General features: G+C 58.4%; 14 protein-coding genes and 4 pseudogenes. 12 read left to right on the top strand and 6 right to left on the bottom strand.

What is annotated here, in order from left to right; genetic code table 11:
* Positions 1-461: 461 nt before the first annotated feature.
* Complete coding sequence (locus DSM25558_RS26040) at positions 462-2,393, top strand: HAMP domain-containing methyl-accepting chemotaxis protein (protein ID WP_244554320.1); 1,932 nt, start codon at positions 462-464, stop codon at positions 2,391-2,393.
* 228 nt (positions 2,394-2,621) lie between these two features.
* On the opposite strand, the gene DSM25558_RS26035 is transcribed toward DSM25558_RS26040, so the two are convergent.
* On the bottom strand, positions 2,622-3,980 hold the full coding sequence (locus DSM25558_RS26035; protein ID WP_077107535.1) for an Nramp family divalent metal transporter: 1,359 nt from the start codon (positions 3,978-3,980) through the stop codon (positions 2,622-2,624).
* Between the two features lie 230 nt (positions 3,981-4,210).
* Between DSM25558_RS26035 and mntR the strand changes: the two genes are divergently transcribed.
* Positions 4,211-4,672, top strand: coding sequence for a manganese-binding transcriptional regulator MntR (gene mntR / locus DSM25558_RS26030; protein WP_200800803.1), 462 nt, complete (start codon positions 4,211-4,213; stop codon positions 4,670-4,672).
* Between the two features lie 486 nt (positions 4,673-5,158).
* On the opposite strand, the gene DSM25558_RS26025 is transcribed toward mntR, so the two are convergent.
* Positions 5,159-5,593: a hypothetical protein gene (locus DSM25558_RS26025; protein WP_077107533.1), complete on the bottom strand. Its 435-nt coding sequence runs from the start codon at positions 5,591-5,593 to the stop codon at positions 5,159-5,161.
* A 74-nt stretch (positions 5,594-5,667) separates the two neighbouring features.
* Between DSM25558_RS26025 and DSM25558_RS29540 the strand changes: the two are divergent.
* Positions 5,668-5,944, top strand: a pseudogene (locus DSM25558_RS29540) (DDE-type integrase/transposase/recombinase); the annotation flags it as partial.
* Here the strand turns inward: DSM25558_RS29540 and nadC are convergent.
* The 4 genes and pseudogenes from nadC to DSM25558_RS26005 form a co-directional block, all read right to left on the bottom strand.
* Complete coding sequence (gene nadC, locus DSM25558_RS26020; RefSeq protein ID WP_077107532.1) at positions 5,924-6,805, bottom strand: carboxylating nicotinate-nucleotide diphosphorylase; 882 nt, start codon at positions 6,803-6,805, stop codon at positions 5,924-5,926. The pseudogene DSM25558_RS29540 and the gene nadC overlap by 21 nt on opposite strands.
* 1 nt (position 6,806) lies before the next feature.
* A pseudogene (locus DSM25558_RS26015) lies at positions 6,807-8,347 on the bottom strand (L-aspartate oxidase).
* Positions 8,344-9,315, bottom strand: a complete 972-nt coding sequence (gene nadA, locus DSM25558_RS26010; RefSeq protein WP_077107530.1) for a quinolinate synthase NadA — start codon at positions 9,313-9,315, stop codon at positions 8,344-8,346. The pseudogene DSM25558_RS26015 and the gene nadA overlap by 4 nt, the downstream one beginning before the upstream one ends.
* A gap of 68 nt (positions 9,316-9,383) precedes the next feature.
* Complete coding sequence (locus DSM25558_RS26005; RefSeq protein ID WP_077107529.1) at positions 9,384-10,283, bottom strand: NUDIX hydrolase; 900 nt, start codon at positions 10,281-10,283, stop codon at positions 9,384-9,386.
* Positions 10,284-10,368: 85 nt separating this feature from the next.
* Here DSM25558_RS26005 and DSM25558_RS26000 point away from each other — a divergent pair.
* From DSM25558_RS26000 to DSM25558_RS25965, 9 genes and pseudogenes are all read left to right on the top strand, one after another.
* A pseudogene (locus DSM25558_RS26000) lies at positions 10,369-10,772 on the top strand (ABC transporter permease); the annotation flags it as partial.
* A pseudogene (locus DSM25558_RS29880) lies at positions 10,772-11,526 on the top strand (ABC transporter ATP-binding protein). The pseudogenes DSM25558_RS26000 and DSM25558_RS29880, both read left to right, overlap by 1 nt.
* A gap of 217 nt (positions 11,527-11,743) precedes the next feature.
* Entirely contained in the window at positions 11,744-12,622 is an 879-nt protein-coding gene (locus tag DSM25558_RS29875) for an FAD/NAD(P)-binding protein (protein WP_371480598.1), read from the top strand.
* A gap of 3 nt (positions 12,623-12,625) precedes the next feature.
* Positions 12,626-13,207: an FAD/NAD(P)-binding protein gene (locus tag DSM25558_RS29870; RefSeq protein ID WP_342068265.1), complete on the top strand. Its 582-nt coding sequence runs from the start codon at positions 12,626-12,628 to the stop codon at positions 13,205-13,207.
* Positions 13,208-13,228: 21 nt separating this feature from the next.
* Positions 13,229-14,398 carry an FMNH2-dependent alkanesulfonate monooxygenase gene (ssuD, locus tag DSM25558_RS25985; protein WP_077107528.1) on the top strand — a complete coding sequence of 390 codons (1,170 nt, stop codon included), beginning with the start codon at positions 13,229-13,231 and terminating at the stop codon, positions 14,396-14,398.
* 435 nt (positions 14,399-14,833) lie between these two features.
* Positions 14,834-15,421 (top strand): FMN reductase, encoded by a 588-nt coding sequence (msuE, locus tag DSM25558_RS25980; RefSeq protein ID WP_077107527.1) that lies wholly within the window; start codon positions 14,834-14,836, stop codon positions 15,419-15,421.
* A 23-nt stretch (positions 15,422-15,444) separates the two neighbouring features.
* Entirely contained in the window at positions 15,445-16,548 is a 1,104-nt protein-coding gene (gene sfnG, locus DSM25558_RS25975) for a dimethylsulfone monooxygenase SfnG (protein WP_077107526.1), read from the top strand.
* A 138-nt stretch (positions 16,549-16,686) separates the two neighbouring features.
* Entirely contained in the window at positions 16,687-17,610 is a 924-nt protein-coding gene (locus DSM25558_RS25970) for an ABC transporter ATP-binding protein (RefSeq protein WP_077107525.1), read from the top strand.
* Positions 17,610-18,506: a branched-chain amino acid ABC transporter permease gene (locus DSM25558_RS25965; protein WP_077107524.1), complete on the top strand. Its 897-nt coding sequence runs from the start codon at positions 17,610-17,612 to the stop codon at positions 18,504-18,506. The genes DSM25558_RS25970 and DSM25558_RS25965 overlap by 1 nt, the downstream gene beginning before the upstream one ends.
* The last annotated feature ends 3 nt before the right edge of the window (positions 18,507-18,509 follow it).

The following is an 18,509-nucleotide window of genomic DNA, read 5'->3' as shown; positions in this document are numbered from 1 at the left end:
ACGTTTGAACGATTTTAGGTCAATTGTTGCCAAAGCCCCGCAGTTCGACTCCCTAAATGACCGTTTTTACGCGTTTAAATAATAGTGTTAGCCTACTCCTGAAATGAATGATTATCCAAAATAAAATGAATATATCGAATACTGAGACCCTAATTGCGACGAATAGGATGTGGCTTCGAGCTCTACATTCCAAACCCTTTTAATGACAGCGATTGCACCAGAGGTCAGCGTTATGAGCAACATCGTATTTCTCAAATTTTCCCAACCAGTCCTTGATGATCCAGTTAGTAACCAAACGGGTGAACAGCAACGAACCGAGGATTTAAGTTGTGTGCCCGCAAACAGCGGCACGTGAAACGGTCTCGCGGTCTTTGTCGTTGGTCACTGTGATGTGCTTCATCGTCGCCTGCAAATATTGACATTATGGAACGGGGTCTATCGAGATGGGCTTTATACTTCGAATGGGTATACTAGGCCGGCTGTCTGCGGCCTTCGGTTTTGTTCTCTTGCTTATGCTGGGTCTGACGGTTTTTTCTGTCAGCCAGGTGGACGGAATTAGCCGCAATCTCCAGACGATCAATGAAGTCAACAGCGTCAAGCAGCGCCATGCGATCAATTTCCGTGGCAGCGTGCATGATCGCGCAATCGCTGTTCGTGACGTGGTGCTCGTCACCACGCCGGGTGAATTGCAAGCGGAAGTTGCACTCATCGATAAGCTCGCCAAAGCCTATGCGGACAACGAAGTGCAACTCACCACGATGCTCGGCGGGCGCAGCGATACAGCGGCAGATGAGCGCGCGATTGCATCCGAGATCGCCGCGATTCAAACGAAGACCAATCCGCTTGTAGCCGAGATCATTGCGCTAACGCAAAATGGTAACACGACCGAGGCCGAAATTCTTCTGATGGAAAAGGCCCGACCGTATTTCGTGGAATGGCTTGCTGCCATCAATCGGTTCATCGATTATCAGGAAGATAAGAACAAGGCCGTCGGGGCTGATGTCACCGATATCGCAGAGAGCTTCACCTTCCTGCAAGCAACCGGTCTGGCGTTCGCCCTTTTGCTTGCCGGAATCTCCATCTGGTTCGTCATCACCAGTGTCACCCGCCCTCTAAGTGCCCTGGCCGCCGCAATGGGATCCCTTTCCCATGGCAATCTCGACGTCACCATCTATGGCGAGGGACGTCAGGATGAAGTTGGCGCTATGGCATCCAACGTTGCGATCTTCCGGGACAACGCGCGCGAGCGGGTGCGGCTCGAAGAAGAAGTCACCGCCAATCTGTCGCGTTCGGAGAAGGAACGCAAGGAACGTGAACAGCGTCAGGCGCAGGAGGCCACCGAAGTGCAGTTCGCCGTCGACAGCATCGGCCATGCACTGGGCCAGCTCGCCGATGGTAAGCTGAATTTTCGCATCACCCAGCGCTTTGCCGAAAGACTTGATCCGGTCCGGGCCGATTTCAACGAAGCCGTGACCAAGCTCGAGGATGCCCTGCGGCGCGTCGGCCAGAATGCCCAGGCGATCAATGCCGGATCCAACCAAATCCGCGCAGCCGCCGATGACTTGTCCAAGCGCACCGAACAGCAGGCGGCTTCGGTCGAGGAGACGGCTGCGGCCTTGGAACAGATCACCACCACGGTGACCGATTCCAGCTGGCGCGCCGAAGAAGCCGGCAAGCTCGTCATCCAGACGCGCCAGTCTGCCGAACGGTCGGGCGAGATCGTCAGCCGGGCCGTTCACGCCATGCATGAGATAGAGACGTCATCCAACGAGATCTCGAACATTATCGGCGTCATCGATGAGATCGCCTTTCAGACGAACCTCCTGGCGCTCAATGCCGGTGTCGAGGCAGCACGCGCCGGCGAAGCCGGCAAGGGCTTTGCAGTCGTTGCCCAGGAAGTGCGCGAACTGGCGCAAAGGTCTGCCGGCGCTGCCAAGGAGATCAAGGGGCTGATCAGCAAATCCGGCACCCAGGTGAAGAATGGTGTCGGCCTTGTGATGGAGACAGGCAAGGCGCTCGAAGAGATCGTGTCGCAGGTCCAGGCGGTCACAACCAATGTCACCGCCATCGCTGAGGGTGCCAAGGAACAGGCGACGGGGTTGAAGGAAATCAACCACGCCGTTAACGCCATGGATCAGGGCACGCAGCAGAATGCGGCCATGGTCGAACAGTCGACCGCCGCCAGTCGTTCGCTGGCCCAGGAGGCCGAAGCGCTGTTCCAGTTGATCGCTCGCTTTGAACTCGGCCAGGCGGCCTCGGGCATGGGTCCGCGCAGGATTTATGAGACCTCATCCGCGTCGGCCCCCTCGCCCGCTCGTCGGCTGGTGGCCCGTGGGGCAAGCAGCATTCGCGGCTCTACGGCAACGAAGCAACAGCAGTGGGAAGAGTTCTAACGCCCTTGTTGTGCTGACACTGCCCCGGAAACGATCGGCAGCCTTGTTGCGCAGACGATCACCCTGCGCCACAGCTCCTCGAATACCTTCAACATCAGATGGCACGCATAACCGTGGCCATTAGCGCGCGTCCGTTTTAATCCGGGTCATAACCAGCAGCCGCGAAGCAGAGAGACCTCCGATTTAACCAACACTTAGCCATAGTGGACTTAGCTAGGATCAACATATTTAGCCGAAGATCGTATCGTAAAGAAGTTTGAAGTTGAGAATGAGGATCGCCCCAGCGACGGACCAAGACAATATCGCGACCCATTGGGGGATAACGAAGGTGCCCATCTTTTTCCTGTCGGATACGAACCGGACCAACGGGATAACGGCGAAGGGAAGCTGCATCGACAGGATAACCTGGCTGAACACGAGGAGCTGGGCTGTTCCCCTCTCGCCGTAAAGGGCGGTGACCACGACAACGGGGATGATAGCTAGGCTCCGTGTGAGCAGCCGACGGGCCCAATTCGGGATACGCAGTCGAAGAAAGCCCTCCATGATAATCTGCCCGGCAAGTGTTGCCGTGACGGTAGAGTTCATTCCCGAAGCAAGGAGTGCGACAGCGAAGAGCGTCGAGGCGATACCAAGCCCGAGAAGAGGCGAAAAAAGCTGGTAGGCCTGACCAATCTCCGCAACGTCTGCATGGCCGCTCTCGTGGAAGGCAACGGCTGCCACGATCAGGATTGCCGCGTTGACAAACAGGGCCAACATGAGGGCAATGGTGCTGTCCATCGTTGCCCACCTAATGGCATCGCGACGGCCCTCGTCGGTTCGTTTATATGCGCGGGTTTGTACGATGGAGGAATGCAGATACAGGTTGTGAGGCATGACCGTCGCACCGATGATGCCTATGGCGACGTAGAGCATCTCGTGGTTTGTGACAATTGTTGGCGACGGGATGAACCCTTTGAGTATCGCTGCGACCGGCGGTGCCGCTGCGGCAATTTGTATGCCGAAGCAAACAGCGATGACGACGAGAAGCGCGACCACGAAGGCTTCGAGGAACCGAAAGCCTTTGTTCATAAGCAGCAGCAGCAGGAATGCATCCAACGCTGTGAGCAGAGCCCCACCGATCAACGGGATGCCAAATAGCAGTTGAAGGGCGATCGCAGTGCCAATAACTTCCGCCAGGTCACAGGCGATAATGGCGAGTTCACAGGCGATCCAAAGGGCGACGTTAACGGGACGGGAATAGTGGGCGCGGCAGGCTTGGGCCAGATCGCGTCCGGTGGCGATACCCAGACGCGCGGAGAGCGCTTGCAGCAGGATTGCCATCAGATTTGAGATCATAATGACGGATAACAGGGTGTATCCAAACTGCGCCCCACCAGCCAGATCGGTCGCCCAGTTCCCCGGGTCCATATACCCTACGGAGACCATGTAGCCAGGGCCCATAAAGGCGAGAAGTCGCCTTATCCACGCTCCGCCACTCGGCACCTGAATAGAGGCATGAACTTCTGGAAGGCTTGGCTGAGCGTCGTCCTCGGGACGTGAAAATTTCCATGCAGACCGCGATACGGCGGTACCCTTTGCATCTGACATCGGGGAATCCTGACTTGTGGACTTTATTGTGACCAGTCTGCGCCTGTGCTAAACATTATACAAGTTGCTATATCACATTGCCCTTGCTTTTTTGGCCCAATGAAGGCGATTGGCTTTTTGGTATTTTGGTTGGGGAGGCAGATTAAATGCGGAGGGGAAAAAATCAGAGCCTATGCTATGATGTCGCGCACTGATTGTATCCAACTGCATTTCCCACAGGAGTTAAAGCATTGCCACGCCTACGCCGCATCACGCCACGCGAAAATTCACTTTTGGATGCTGACGTTCATTCTGAGGGGTTCAAGCAGGCACGCGAGGCTCGTCGTGGCGCTCTAGTCGAGGACTACATCGAACTTATCGCGGACTTGATCGAAGACGGTCACGAAGCCCGTCAAGTCGATATCGCAGCCAGGCTCGGGGTCGCGCAGCCCACAGTTGCCAAAATGCTGGCACGCCTTGTGACCGAGGGGCTCGTCACCAGAAAACCCTATCGGGGAGTTTTCCTCACAGATGCCGGTCAGAAGGTCGCGCATGAAACCAGGGAGCGCCATCAGGTCGTCGAGGCGTTCCTGATTTCACTTGGCGTGAGTGTGGAAACCGCCAGGATGGATGCCGAAGGTTTAGAACATCACGTCAGCGCCGAAACCCTTGCGGCCTTTCGAAGGGCAATGACCAATATTCGTCGAAACTGAGTGTCGCAAAAATCCCGCAGATCGTCTCAAAAGTCTCCTGGCGAGCAAGGTAAGCACATGATGTGCTGTGGCTATCCTGTTCCAGCGCTTGGTGTAGCTGTGTTTCACAGCCATCGGTGTTTTGCGGTTCCCGCGCCCGCGATCTCAACGAGGATGCTCGCAATCTCGAAAGAGCGATTGCCACCACACCAGAATAGAAAGCCACCCGGCCTCGCCGAAAGGAAGTCGAGAAGCTGTTCGTTCGTTTCAAGCGGTTCTGCGGATGGCTTGCGCTTCGAGGTCCGTGCGGTGCACGAGACAATTCCTCCTTGCAGTCTCAGCTCAGACCTTCGGAGGTTAGCAAACTCGTGAATGCCGCACAAACCGGAATCATCTGGTGATCCTGCGCTGAGGCGCAGACGAGAAATGCATCAATAATCTGCCCGAAACAAACGAGCGGATGAGCAGTCAGTCCAGCGGGTTTTTAACGAAATCGGCTAACAGCCGTCACGAGGAGCTTGTTGTCAGCGGTTCCAAGCGAATTGGCGTTACCATTAGCTTCGAAAGCTCTGTGCACGTGGCACGAAGATCGTCGATGGTGAAAGAATGAACTGTACCGTCAGGTGCTGCGCACGCGATCACCGCGCTGCCCTCGGTCCATGGATCTGCATGCAACGAATAGATGGAGTGCGCAAGAAAGTTTCGGACGCGTGCGACTTTCTCAACCGGGTCGAGAAGCTCATGAGCTCGGTCTGGATAGGTAGTCTTTATATATGTCCGCCAGTGAGTAATCGCGGGGCCCTTCATAATCTGCTGTTGAAGTCCAGCTCGCTTCAGGAACTCTCTCATCGCATTTTCGAGGAAAGACCAGTAAACCAAGACTTGTCCGATCTCGAACTTGAGGTCGTTCAATGTAGGGTGAATAGGTTCTGGAGAGTTCATTTTGCCTTCCTAACAGACATGCTGACGTCCGAAAAGGCACCGGCGCAAACCACGAGTAATAACAGAACTGCCAACAGGCGGTTGCCTGGCACTTACGATACTCGCTGAATTATCGGGACTTTGAAGAGATGTTTCCAGCGCGAGGTTTCGAGGTCGATCATCGTACTGTCAACCGCTGGGTCTTGGCCTATGCGCCGATGACTGAGCAACCGCCGGGCCGCTCCGCCGACCCCATTGGCAAAGTCCGGATAGATGAGGCCTCCGCCAAGATCCGCGACAAATGGATATCTGTCCCGATCCTTCGACAAGCGCGGCAGTCCGGTCGATTTTCTACTGACTGCAAAGCGAGATCCCCACATTGACACGCACGAAATCTAGCCCGATATCGAGCGTTGGTGCGCTGTGGGTGATCCAGCCGATCGAGAGGAGATCGACCCCGGACGCCGCAACTGCCGCTACTGTCGTTGGCGTGATACCTCCCGAAGCCTCGGTAATTGCCCGACCGGCAACGATGCTCACGGCTTTGCGCAGTTGGTCCGGTGTCATATTGTCGAGCAGGACAGCATCGACGCCGACGTCCATTGCCTCGCGGAGCTGCTCGAGCGTATCCACCTCCACCTCGATCTTCACCATATGACCGACGCCGGCCTTCGCGCGCCTGATGGCCTCCGCTACGCCGCCGGCGATGGCGACGTGATTATCCTTAATCAGCACCGCATCATAGAGCGCGAAGCGGTGGTTCATGCCGCCACCGGCGCGCACGGCGTATTTTTCCAATGTCCTCAGGCCTGGCGTGGTTTTACGGGTACAGACGACAGAGGCGCTGGTCCCCTGGACCGCAGCGACGATACCCGCCGTGACGCTGGCGATGCCGGACAGATGGCCGAGGAAATTGAGCGCGGTACGCTCGGCGGTTAGGAGCCCGCGCGAAGAGCCTTCGATCGTAGCAATCGTGTCTCCGGGGTTCACCGCGGCGCCGTCTTCCAGATGCCGGGTCATGACGATCTTGGGATCGATCAGTTCGAATGCGAGTTGCGCTGCGTCGAGGCCAGCCACGACGCCCTGCTTGCGGGCCGCCATGATCACGGTGGAGCGGTGGCTGGCGGGAATGATCGCAGTCGAGGTGACGTCTCCGGCAAGGCCTAAATCTTCGAGAAGTGCGGCGCGCACGGCCGGTTCAATCATCAGACGAGGTAAAGAAAAAACGGCCATGTCAGGCGCTCCAGGCAAGAGGATGGAAGGCGGTAGATCGGGCAATCTCAAGTGCTTCGGCAAGCCGCATGGTCCGCCGCTCAGCATTGGCTAGTTTGCTTGGGAAGTCCGTGCGGGCAAGGGCACCGCGCGATTCCTTACGCAGCGACGTGAAGACGGCGATCAGCAAGGCGACAATGGCAGGATCGGAGGACGGCCCCTTGCCTTCGACCAGGGGCAGCAGGCCGGCAATCGCGCTTTGGACCGCGCCGGCATTGCGCAGCACGCCGAGATGGCAGGATACAATTGGCCGGACGGCGGATATATCGGCATCTGGCGGAAGCGTTGCATCCGATCTCTTCGTGCAAGGGCCGGCCGAGGCGCCGGCAATATTCTGTGCCGTCCTCATACCCACTACGACCGCTTCCAGCAGCGAATTGCTGGCAAGCCGGTTGGCGCCGTGCAGGCCGGTCGACGCCGCTTCGCCGACCACCCAAAGCCCGTTGAGCGAAGTGCGGCCTCTCACATCCGTTGCTACGCCGCCCATGTGATAATGGACGGCTGGCCGCACGGGAATAAGATCCTTGGATGCATCGATGCCGGCTTCGCGACAGAGCGCATCGATCATCGGAAAGCGGCTGGCGAACCGATTGCCGAGAGCTTTGCTCGCGTCGAGGAAAACGCTGCCACCACGAGCGATCTCGGCGCTGATGGCCCTCGCCACAACATCTCGTGCAGCAAGTTCCGCCCCAGGCTCGCGGGCAAGAAAACGGTCGCCCTTTTCGTTGACCAGGATCGCACCCTCGCCGCGCACCGCTTCGCTGATCAAGGCCATCGGCCTGCGTTTGGAGTCGAGGGCGGTCGGGTGGAATTGCACGAATTCCATGTCCGTGAGTTCAGCTCCGGCACGGGCCGCGAGCATGATGCCTTGGCCGTAGTTTCCGGTTGGGTTGGTGGTGGCGTGATAAAGCCCGCCGAGGCCACCTGTCGCCAGTGCGACCCGTGACGTCGGCAGGATCGCCGCGCCGGTGGCCGTTGCGCAAAGCAGGCCGGACACCGCGCCACCGTCCATTATGATCCGGCGGACTTCGACCCCAGAGAGCACCGTGATCGACGGCGTTTTCAAGACGGCTTCTGACAACGCGCGAACGATGGCCGCGCCAGAACCATCACCTTCCACATGCACGATGCGACGGCGGGAATGGGCGGCTTCCAACCCGAGCGCCAATACCCCATCCGCCGCTCTATCAAAACGGACGCCGAACTTTTCCAGCATGGCGATGGCATGCGGTGCTTCGCTGAGGATCGAAGCGGAAACAGCCGGATCACAGAGCCCGTCACCAGCGGCGAGTGTATCGGCGAAATGCAGGTCCGCGCTGTCGTCCGCGCCAACACTCGCGGCAATGCCGCCCTGCGCCCAGGCGCTGGAGGTTTCGGCACCGAGCCCGGCGCGGGTTACGATGACGACGGGCTGCGGTACCAGTGTCAGCGCCGTCACCAACCCCGCCAACCCGCTGCCGACGATCGCATGCGGCCGGTAAGATGGCCGAGGACCTCGGTCATATCGCCAGCATCCTTTCCACGGCGCGCCGCGCGGCAACCGCGATCGACGGATCGACAGTCACTTCGTAGCGATTTTCCTCCAGTGCCTGACGGATGTTGCCAAGTGTGATGCGCTTCATATGCGGGCAGAGATTGCAGGGCCGCACGAACTCCACGTCCGGATGATGCACGGCGATATTGTCGCTCATCGAACATTCCGTCAGCAAAACGACGCGGGTTGGCTTTTTCTGGTCGACATAATTGGACATCACCGCCGTCGAACCGGCGAAATCGGCTTCGGCGACGACCTCTGGCGGGCATTCCGGATGCGCGAGCACGATAATGCCCGGATACACTTCGCGCAGATCGCGTACATCCTGGGCGTTGAACAACTCATGCACTTCGCAATGGCCGCGCCAGGCGATGATCTCGACGTTGGTTTCCCGCGCGACATTCTGCGCCAGATATTCGTCCGGGATCATCAGCACTTTCGGCACGCCGAGCGACTCGACCACTTGCTTGGCGTTCCCTGAAGTGCAGCAGATATCCGACGCGGCCTTCACCGCGGCCGACGTGTTAACATAGGTGATGATCGGCACGCCCGGATGCGCCAGCCGTAAGAGCGCAATGTCCTGCGGTGTGATGGAATCGGCAAGCGAACAGCCTGCCGCCATATCTGGGATCAGCACCGACTTTGTCGGATTGAGCAGTTTGGCGGTCTCTGCCATAAAATGCACGCCGGCCAGAACGATGACGTCCGCATCCACATCGATCGCTTTGCGGGCGAGCGCCAGACTGTCTCCGACAATATCGGCGACGCCATGGAAGATTTCCGGCGTCTGGTAATTATGGGCGAGAATGACGGCGTTGCGGCGACGCTTCAAGTCGAGGATTGCTGCGATGTCGTCTTCATATGACATCCACTCTGCCTTGGGGATGACGTGGCTGACGCGATCGTAAAGCGAGGATACGGATGCCAGGGAATTCATGCTCAACTCCTTTTATACTCCATGTGAGTATATCCGAGATGGAGAGATATTCTCGATTCGAGTTTATGTCAATTGCGTGAAAGCGGAAGTTTTGAACCGGAGAGCGCGCGTTCCTCGAGGACCGCGTGGCGATAGCGGAAAAGCTTGGCCGGACGGCCACCAGTCTCGCTGGTCATCTGGCCAGTTTCCTCGATCAGCTCCTGTTGATCGATCAACCGGCGGAAATTCGGCTTGTGCAGGGTCAGCCCGGCCAGCGCCTCGACGGTGTGCTGCAATTGAAGAAGCGTGAAATTCTCCGGCATCAGCTCGAAGACAACCGGCCGATACTTGATCTTGGCGCGCAGACGCGCAATGCCGGTCGCCAGGATACGGCGGTGATCGGCGAACATCGCGCGCCCGACGCCGTGCTCAGATTGACACCCGGCTTCGGTGACAAGACCAGCCTCGTATATGAGTTCGTACCGTTGCAGAGTGAGGTCTTCATTCCAGGCGGCGCCATTCAGCCCGAAAGCGAATGTCACAAGTCGTTGGCGATGGTCGCGACGCGCCGGTTCGGCCGCTGCCCAACTTTGCAGTCGTTGGATTATGTCACCGAGAATATCCGGAGCTTTATTGCGGCAGTCTTCCCATGGGAAATATTCGTACCAACTGTGCCAGCCCGGTTTGCCGGCGCCGGGTGCGGCCTGCTCGCGAACCAGACCGAGGTAGCTGATCGAGATGGTCCGTTGGCCTGTATTGTCGTTAGTTCGGTCGCGGTCGGCAAAGGTATAGAGTTGCTCCAGATAACCGAGCGGATGGCCGGTCTGGTCTCCCACCCATTCTCTCAGTCCAGCCTGCAGGCTTCGATGCTCGAGTTCGAGCGGACCAGATGGCAGGGCTTCTCCGGAGCGGATCGTCATGACCTTCGGCTCGTTCCCCGTGACGGCGGTCAATACGGCTATGAGTTCGGCATTGGCCAGCCCAATCATCTGTGCGCTACATCCTTATTTATCCCAGAGGCGATGTGCTTCTTCTGACACAAGCCAACGTCACCGCCAACGTCGCACGGCCAGAAAGATTGCCTTGATCGGTGTCGGAGTGTTCTTTCCGGTTTATCTTGGGGTCTACGGCGCGGTTGTCGGTGTCGACCGGCGTATCGTGGAAGTCGGCCGTGTCGACCGTCTGTCCGGCTTCGAACTCGTTTGGCGTATTCTGCTGCCATCTATACTGCCGGGTTACGTACTGGCGTTGACGGCAGGGCTTGGCCTCGGCTGGATGTTCGTTGTTGCCGCCGAATTCATGGGCGCATCCGAGGGGCTTGGCTATCTTCTCGTGGATGGCCAGCAGCTGGGTAAACCTGACCAGATACTCGCCGCGATCCTGATTTTCGCGATCGTCGGCAAAGCGACTGACAGTCTACTCATCCTGGTGACGGCTCCTTTTTGCGTTGGCAGGATACACATGGAGGGCTGCGTTGATGCTGGATATTCGCAGTCTTTCAAAGGTCTATCCCAACGGAACCCAAGCTCTGGAAAAGTTTTCCCTGAGCGTGAGTGAAGGAGAGGTGATGGCCGTCATCGGTGGCTCCGGCTGTGGCAAAAGCACTCTTCTGCGCTTACTATCGGGTCTGGAAAGCCCAAGTCAGGGTGAAATACGCCTCAACGACAAGCGACTGGAAGAGCCTGACCCGTTGGTGAACATTGTTTTTCAGGAGCCTCGACTGTTTCCCTGCTAACGGTTGCCGACAATATAGGCTTCGGTTTGAGGTCTCTCGATGGTGATCCACGCCGCGAGCGTATTCAGCAGGTATTACAAAAAATCGGCCTTTCCGGATACGAGACGCGCGGGATCAAGGAGCTTTCGGGAGGACAGGCGCAGCGTGTTGCGCTCGCGCGGGCGCTAGTGACGAAAGCGGCAGTGCTTCTGCTTGATGAGCCATCTTCCGCATTGGACGCGATGACGCGCGCTGATCTGCAAGACCATTTGGTAGACCTGTGGAGCGAATCCGGCTCCACCATGCTGCTTGTGACGCATGATATCGAGGAAGCGATCATCATGGCCGATCGTATCGTCGTCATGCGGCCGTTTCCGGGACGTGTCCTTCAGGAAGTGGCGGTTGATCTGCCGCGCAAACGTGACCGCACATCTCCAGCCTTCGCCGCTTTGCGCAAACACCTCTCGGAGCTTCTGGCGGTTTCGCTTGTCGATCCCAAACATAGCTTTACGGCGTGAAGGTGTACGCCTTCCACAAAACTGCAATTGGTCGGGTTTGCTATCGCAGGCCCGATTGGGAGTTAAAGCTTTCACGGTTTTGCCGATAAATGGAATGGTTATCTTGTTGAATTTATTGACGATAAAATGCTTTGGCGCAACAATTGGAGTTAATTTTCCAGATCAAGGACACTATCGATGCCACCTTTGTTTCACGCACTTCGTTCTGGAGTCTGAAATGTCTTCAGCACCCGATCTGCCAGTGGTTGCTGTTGTCGGCGGTGGCTTCAGTGGCACGGCCCTTGCTCTGCATTTGAAGGCCTTCAGCGCAGGCAAGGCCCGCATCATGGTGTTTGAGCCCCGCGGTCGTCTGGGGGCAGGTCTCGCTTACAGCACCACAGACAGCGCGCACCGTATCAACGTGCCGGCTGGGCGGATGTCGGTTTACCCGGACGATCCTGAAGACTTTCTGCGCTATCTTACCACGACTGACGAGCATGTCACGGACGCTGAACTTATCGGCCGCGACGACCAACCCTATCCGCGCCGTCTGGTTTTCGGGGATTATGTTGCGACAGAAATTGCGCCGTTGCTGTCATCCGGTACCGTCGAACATCGACAGGCAGAGGTCACTTCCGTCATATCTTCGGCGCAGGATTGGTTTGTGACAGACAGCACGGGCAGGCAGTTGCGGGCTCAGTTCGTGGTGCTGGCAGCCAGCCATCCGTCACCCGCGCTGCTTCGCCCATTTATGCCGTTCAGAAATCATCCGAAACTGGTTTCTGACGTTACGAAGCCGTTGGCGTTGGACACGATCGCACCGGATGACCGCGTGTTGATCCTTGGAAACGGGCTCACCGCCGCAGATGTAGTGGCATCGTTGGAAAAGCGCGGACATCAGGGCGATATTCAATCGGTCTCCCGGCGCGGCCTTCGGTCACGGGGTCACGCACCCGTTGTGCAGGAGCCGTTCGGTGATTTTTCGTCGCAGCCTGCAACGACCGCCTCTACTTTACTCCGCAGTATTCGTCAGTCCATCGAGGGCGCAAAGGCTCAGGGACTGACCTGGCATGCGGTTCTTGATGCGGTGCGTGGGCAGGCCTTCGCAATCTGGTGAGCCTTGCCTGTCGTTGAGCGCCGTCGCATCGTCCGGCTGGCCCGCCCATTCTGGGACGCACACCGTTTTCGTATCGCACCGCAAGTAGAGGATGCACTCGACCGCGCCATTGCCGCCGGACGTTTGACCCTTCGCGCTGCGAGCCTCAAACAGGTGGTGCAGGAGGGGGATGGTTTTCGCGTGATGCTGGCGTCGCAGAGTGGGGCGGACATTGAACCGCAGGATTTCGATGCCATCGTCGTGACCACTGGCCCTGCCCATAACCGTATACTCCAATCGCAACCTTTTCTGACAAGGCTTGCTGAAGACGGCCATATCAGTGCTTGCGAAACCGGTCTTGGGATTGCTTGTGATCTCGATGCCCGCGCGCTTGGTGCAAGTGGTGCACCGGTCGAAAACCTGTTCATCGCAGGTCCGCTCGCCCGCGGCACGTTCGGAGAATTGATGGGATTGCCGCAAGTGACAGAACACGCGGTATTCGTGGCCAGCCAGGTCTCGAAGGCGATAGCAGCTGCCCACCCACGGCTGCCGGATACGGCACTTCACCAGGATTCAACTCCACATTCCCGCCGTCTGACGGTTTGACTGACAATAAGGATGCCCACTATGGCCAAGACCCAACAACCTCTCGATTTTCTCTGGTTCATCCCGTCGTCCGGCGACGGTTCCTACCTCGGATCGGACGATCTCGCCCGCCCCTCGGACCCCGCTTACTTCCGCGAGATCGCGCAGGCGGTGGATCGTCTCGGCTATTCCGGAGTGCTGATCCCAACCGGCGTGGCGTGCGAGGAATCCTTTATACTGGCCGCCAATCTGGCCGCCTATACCGAAAACCTCAAATTCCTCGTTGCCATCCGCCCCGGTGTGGCCTCCCCCGCCTATTATGCGCGTCTTGCCGCAACGCTGGACCGCGTTTCCAACGGTCGGCTGCTTCTCAACATCGTCGTTGGCGGCAGCGCGCAGGAACTGGCGGGTGACGGCATTTTCCTGCCGCATGACGAGCGATACGACCATGCGGACGAATTCTTCCAGGTGTTCAACAGGCTGATCGAAACCGGAAGTGCGCATCTGGATGGCAAATATATTCAGGCCCACCATGCCGAGCTCGGCCTGCCACCTGTGCAGGAACCACGCCCACCAATCTATTTCGGCGGCTCATCCGATGCGGCCATCGATTTCTCGGCTGGCATCATCGACAAATATCTCACCTGGGGAGAGCCGCCAGCGCAAGTAGCCGAAAAGATCGCGAAGGTCCGCAAGGCATCTGCTGCCGTCGGTCGTGTCGTCACTTTCGGCATTCGCCTGCATTTCATCGTGCGCGAGACGGATGAGGAAGCCTGGGAGGCAGCAGATCGCCTGATCTCCAAACTCTCCGATGAAACGATTGCTGCCGCACAGCAGGTCTTCCTGAAGAATTCCGATTCCGTCGGACAGGCCCGCATGGTCGCCCTTCATGGCGGGCGACGCGACAAGCTGGAAGTCTCGCCAAACCTGTGGGCCGGTATCGGCCTCGTACGCTCCGGTGCGGGAACGGCCTTGGTGGGCTCGCCCAAGACCATATCCGCCCGCTTACGCGAATATCAGGAGATCGGTATCGATACCGTTATTGCGTCAGGCTATCCGCATTTGGAAGAAGCTTACCGCGTCTCCGAACTGCTGTTCCCGGAAATCGGCATCGAAGGCCCGCGCGGCCAAATCCGCTCGTCCTTCGGCAAAGCCCAAGTCTTCGGCGGCGGCGGCCACGGTGGCAACGTCAAGGTTGCTTCAGGCTCATGACAACGACAATGGTCGTAACCGGCATCTGGCATCGCATGGCGGTTATGGCTAGGTTCTGTTTGTTGAAAACATTTGGCGATGCCTTTGCGCGCTAGGTTTTCAACAACACTAATCACGTCGGTAAATGGGCCTCGTCTATCCCGGATCGCAATTTAGGGATGGTTGCACTGCAAATTCTCCACGCATGTAATAAATGCAGCCGGAGATCGAGTGTCAGGCAGTCTCGTCCCTCTTCTATGTCATAAATGGTAACAAACCGGACAGGAGTGACCTGCCAGCCTTGCCGAGGCAGGACGGCCTAGACCGACTTCCTCTTTCACCATCCGGTACAAAGAAAGCGTCCTTTTCCAAACCTTCCACATCATTTGAAAATCCATTCCTGTTCAATATTTGGATTATATATAATCTATAAATTATGTGGAAAAGGAACTTAAGATGACTAGTCAAACCATCCTTGGTCTATCGGGAAACGTCAAACGCCCTTCACGTACCGCCTCGCTTGTTGATGCTGTCGTCTCTTTGGCTGCGGAGCGTTTGGGCGGGAACGGTCGGCTGATCGAGTTGGTCGACGCTGCTCCTATTCTTTTCAAAGCGTTGCGCGCCGACCAGCTCGATGCCGAGGGCCGGGCGATCATTGAGGCTGTCGAGGCGGCCGACGTCCTTGTTGTCGGCTCGCCCGTTTACCGCGCGTCTTACACCGGCGCGCTGAAGCACCTCTTCGACCTCGTCGATTACCGAGCGCTGACCGGGAAGCGCGTCATCCTCGTTGCAACAGGCGGAACCCCGCTGCACGGTTTGATGACCGAGCATCAACTTCGTCCGCTGTTCGGCTTTTTCAACGCTCTTACCCTACCGACCGCGATATACGCCACGGAAGCCGACTTTACCGACTACGACATCAGCAACTCTGCAGTGCACGGGCGCATCGAGCGCGCCGTATCTGAGCTGGCGCAGGTTCTGCCCGCCGCCCATCAGGCTGCTTCCGCAGGCCGTCGCCCGCCGCTCGTCTTGGCGTCGGCCTGACAATTTCCAAGAGGGAGAATATCATGTCTTATGCAAGCAGAGAGTCGGTCAAATTTGCCTATTGGGTTCCCAATGTCTCGGGTGGGCTGGTCATTTCGGACATTGAGCAGCGAACAAGCTGGACGATCGAGTACAACAGGAAGCTGGCGCAGATCGCCGAAGCCAGCGGCTTTGACTATGCCCTGAGCCAGATTCGCTTCACGGCAGGCTATGGCGCAGAGTTCCAGCATGAATCCGTTTCCTTCAGCCATGCGTTGCTGGAATCGACGACGACGCTCAAGGTCATCGCCGCCATTCTGCCTGGCCCGTGGAATCCGACTCTGGCCGCCAAGCAGATCGCCACGATCAATCACCTGACCAATGGCCGTGTTTCCGTCAATGTCGTCAGCGGCTGGTTCCGCGGCGAGTTCCATGCTATCGGCGAGCACTGGCTGGATCACGACGAGCGCTATCGTCGCTCGGAAGAGTTTATCCGCGCTTTGCGGGGCATCTGGACGGAAGACAACTTCACCTTCCACGGCGATTTCTATCGCTTCAACAACTATTCGCTGAAGCCGAAGCCGATCGATCCGCAGCCGGAAATCTTCCAGGGCGGTTCATCGCGCGCGGCCCGAGACATGGCTTCGAGGGTCTCTGACTGGTACTTCACCAACGGTAACACGCCGGAAGAAATCCGTAAGCAGGTGGACGATATCCAAGGAAAGGCAAAGGCCAACGGCCATTCCGTCAAGGTCGGCGTCAATGCCTTCGCGATCGTGCGCGAGACCGAGGAAGAGGCCCGTGCCGTTCTGGCCGAGATCATCGAAAAGGCCAATCCGGAAGCGGTCAACGCCTTTGGCCATGAAGTGAAAAACGCCGGAAAATCATCGCCGGAAGGCGAGGGGAACTGGGCAAAGTCCTCCTTCGAGGATCTGGTCCAGTACAATGATGGCTTCCGTTCCAATCTGATCGGCACGCCGCTTCAGGTGGCCGAGCGCGTTGTCGACCTGAAGCGCGCTGGCGCCGATCTCATCCTGCTCGGCTTCCTGCACTTCCAGGAAGAGGTGGAATATTTCGGCAAGCACGTCATCCCACTGATCCGGGAGTTGGAGGTGGCCGAAGGCGAAACGGCTGTCGCCGCCGAGTAATCGCCCATGAGCATTCGCGGCCGGTAGACTCCGGCCGCTGCCGGCAATGACAGACTGCGAACCCCGACCGGGTTCGTGACGGGGATGGTACGCGCATGTACGGCCGCAAGGCCTAGTGGCGCGACGGAGAACAGGCGCATGCACGCAATGACATTTGCCTACGGAGGCTTGGGATCAGCGCCGTTTCCGACCGATGTTCAGGAACATCTGGCCGGGCTCGAAGGGCAATCGCTCCCCGCGGTCGGGATATCTCAGGGCGTCGCTGGAACGGACAGGAACGTCCTCCAACTGTCCGATGTCAGCCTGTCCTTCGGCGGCGTGGTCGCCTTGACGGATATCGATCTGTCGGTCGGACGCAGCGAGATCCTCGCGATCATCGGACCGAATGGCGCGGGCAAGAGCTCGATCCTCAATGTGATCAGCGGTGTCTACAGGCCGGATCGCGGCCGCATCCGACTGGCCGGGCGCGACTATGCCCAGGTCCCCACACAGGCACTCGCCCGCCATGGCGTTGCGCGCACCTTCCAGAACCTGGCGCTGTTCAAGGGGCTGAGTGTCCTCGATAACGTCCTGTCGGGCCGCGCCTACAAGACCCGTTCCAGCTTCATCGAGCAGATCGTAGGCATCGGCCGGGCAGGGACCGAACAGTTGGACGCGCGCCGCCGCGCCAAGGACGTGCTCGACTTCCTGCATCTCTCACATGTCGGCGACAGGCTGGCCGGCACGCTGCCCTATGGTCTGCAGAAGCGGGTCGAGCTTGCGCGTGCGCTGGTTGCCGAGCCGGATATCCTGCTTCTGGACGAGCCGATGGCCGGGATGACGGCGACGGAGAAGAACGAAATGGCCGGTTTCGTGCGTGCCGCGCGGGACAAGCTTGGAACGACGATTGTCCTGATCGAGCATGATATCGGCGTCGTCATGGGACTGTCCGACCGGGTCGTCGTGCTCGATTACGGCCGCAAGATTGCCGATGGCACGCCCGACGAGGTGCAGGCCGACCAGCGGGTGATCGACGCCTATCTGGGTGTGGCGCCCGAGAACGAGGACGGGGAGGGTATCTGATGGCCGATTTTGACTGGTTGTTCTTCACCGAAGTTCTCGTCGGCGGTCTTCTCTCCGGCGTCATGTATTCGCTGGTCGCCATCGGTTTCGTGCTGATCTACAAAACCTCCGGCGTGCTCAATTTCGCCCAAGGTGCCATGCTGCTGTTTGCCGCGCTGACCTTCGTCAGCCTTACAGAGCGGGGCATGTCCTTCCCGCTCGCCTTTGCCATCACCTTCGCGATCATGGTGGTCATCGGCGTGGCCATCGAGCGCACCGTGCTGCGACCGCTGACCAACAAACCACCGATTACGCTGTTCATGGCGACTCTCGGTCTCTCCTACATCATCGAAGGGGCGGCGCAGCTGATCTGGGGAACGCAGGTGCACGGGCTGGATCTAGGCATCGAGGATGTGCCTTTCGATGTCGGCGGCATCTATATCAGCCAGTTCGATATTTTTGCAGCTGTCGTTGCCGCTGGCATGGTGGTCCTGCTTTCTGTCTTCTTCCGTTACACCCGCATCGGTCTCGGCTTCAGGGCCGTGGCGGACGATCAGTTCGCCGCACTTGCCGTTGGACTCAGGTTGTCGTGGATCTGGGCTGCGGTCTGGGCCGCCGCCGGCCTTGTGGCTCTGGTCGCAGGTCTCCTTTGGGGTGCGCGGGTCGGCGTGCAGTTTTCCCTGTCGCTGATCGTCCTCAAGGCGCTGCCGGTTCTCGTTCTCGGCGGGTTCGATTCGATCCTCGGCGCGATTGTCGGCGGATTGGTGATCGGGGCATCCGAGAAGCTCGCCGAGGTCTATATCGGCGAATATTTCGGTGGCGGAATAGAAGGCTGGTTTGCCTATGTGATCGCGCTCACCTTCCTGCTGGTGCGCCCCGCCGGGCTGTTCGGTCAGAAGCTCGTGGAAAGGGTTTGAGAC

The sequence above is a fragment of the Agrobacterium sp. DSM 25558 genome (assembly GCF_900100825.1).
GTDB lineage: Bacteria > Pseudomonadota > Alphaproteobacteria > Rhizobiales > Rhizobiaceae > Agrobacterium.
The sequence above is the reverse complement of the archived record's forward strand: the minus strand, read 5'-3'. Positions and strand labels throughout refer to the sequence as shown.

Bases quoted from the DNA above. Each gene is read 5' to 3' on its own strand.
- ssuD (WP_077107528.1), top strand. From the start codon at position 13,229: ATGGCCAAGACCCAACAACCTCTCGATTTTCTCTGGTTCATCCCGTCG.
- DSM25558_RS26040 (WP_244554320.1), top strand. From the start codon at position 462: ATGGGTATACTAGGCCGGCTGTCTGCGGCCTTCGGTTTTGTTCTCTTG.
- DSM25558_RS26005 (WP_077107529.1), bottom strand. From the start codon at position 10,283: ATGATTGGGCTGGCCAATGCCGAACTCATAGCCGTATTGACCGCCGTC.
- sfnG (WP_077107526.1), top strand. From the start codon at position 15,445: ATGTCTTATGCAAGCAGAGAGTCGGTCAAATTTGCCTATTGGGTTCCC.
- DSM25558_RS26025 (WP_077107533.1), bottom strand. From the start codon at position 5,593: ATGAACTCTCCAGAACCTATTCACCCTACATTGAACGACCTCAAGTTC.
- nadA (WP_077107530.1), bottom strand. From the start codon at position 9,315: ATGAATTCCCTGGCATCCGTATCCTCGCTTTACGATCGCGTCAGCCAC.
- DSM25558_RS29875 (WP_371480598.1), top strand. From the start codon at position 11,744: ATGTCTTCAGCACCCGATCTGCCAGTGGTTGCTGTTGTCGGCGGTGGC.
- msuE (WP_077107527.1), top strand. From the start codon at position 14,834: ATGACTAGTCAAACCATCCTTGGTCTATCGGGAAACGTCAAACGCCCT.
- DSM25558_RS25965 (WP_077107524.1), top strand. From the start codon at position 17,610: ATGGCCGATTTTGACTGGTTGTTCTTCACCGAAGTTCTCGTCGGCGGT.
- DSM25558_RS26035 (WP_077107535.1), bottom strand. From the start codon at position 3,980: ATGTCAGATGCAAAGGGTACCGCCGTATCGCGGTCTGCATGGAAATTT.
- DSM25558_RS25970 (WP_077107525.1), top strand. From the start codon at position 16,687: ATGCACGCAATGACATTTGCCTACGGAGGCTTGGGATCAGCGCCGTTT.
- nadC (WP_077107532.1), bottom strand. From the start codon at position 6,805: ATGGCCGTTTTTTCTTTACCTCGTCTGATGATTGAACCGGCCGTGCGC.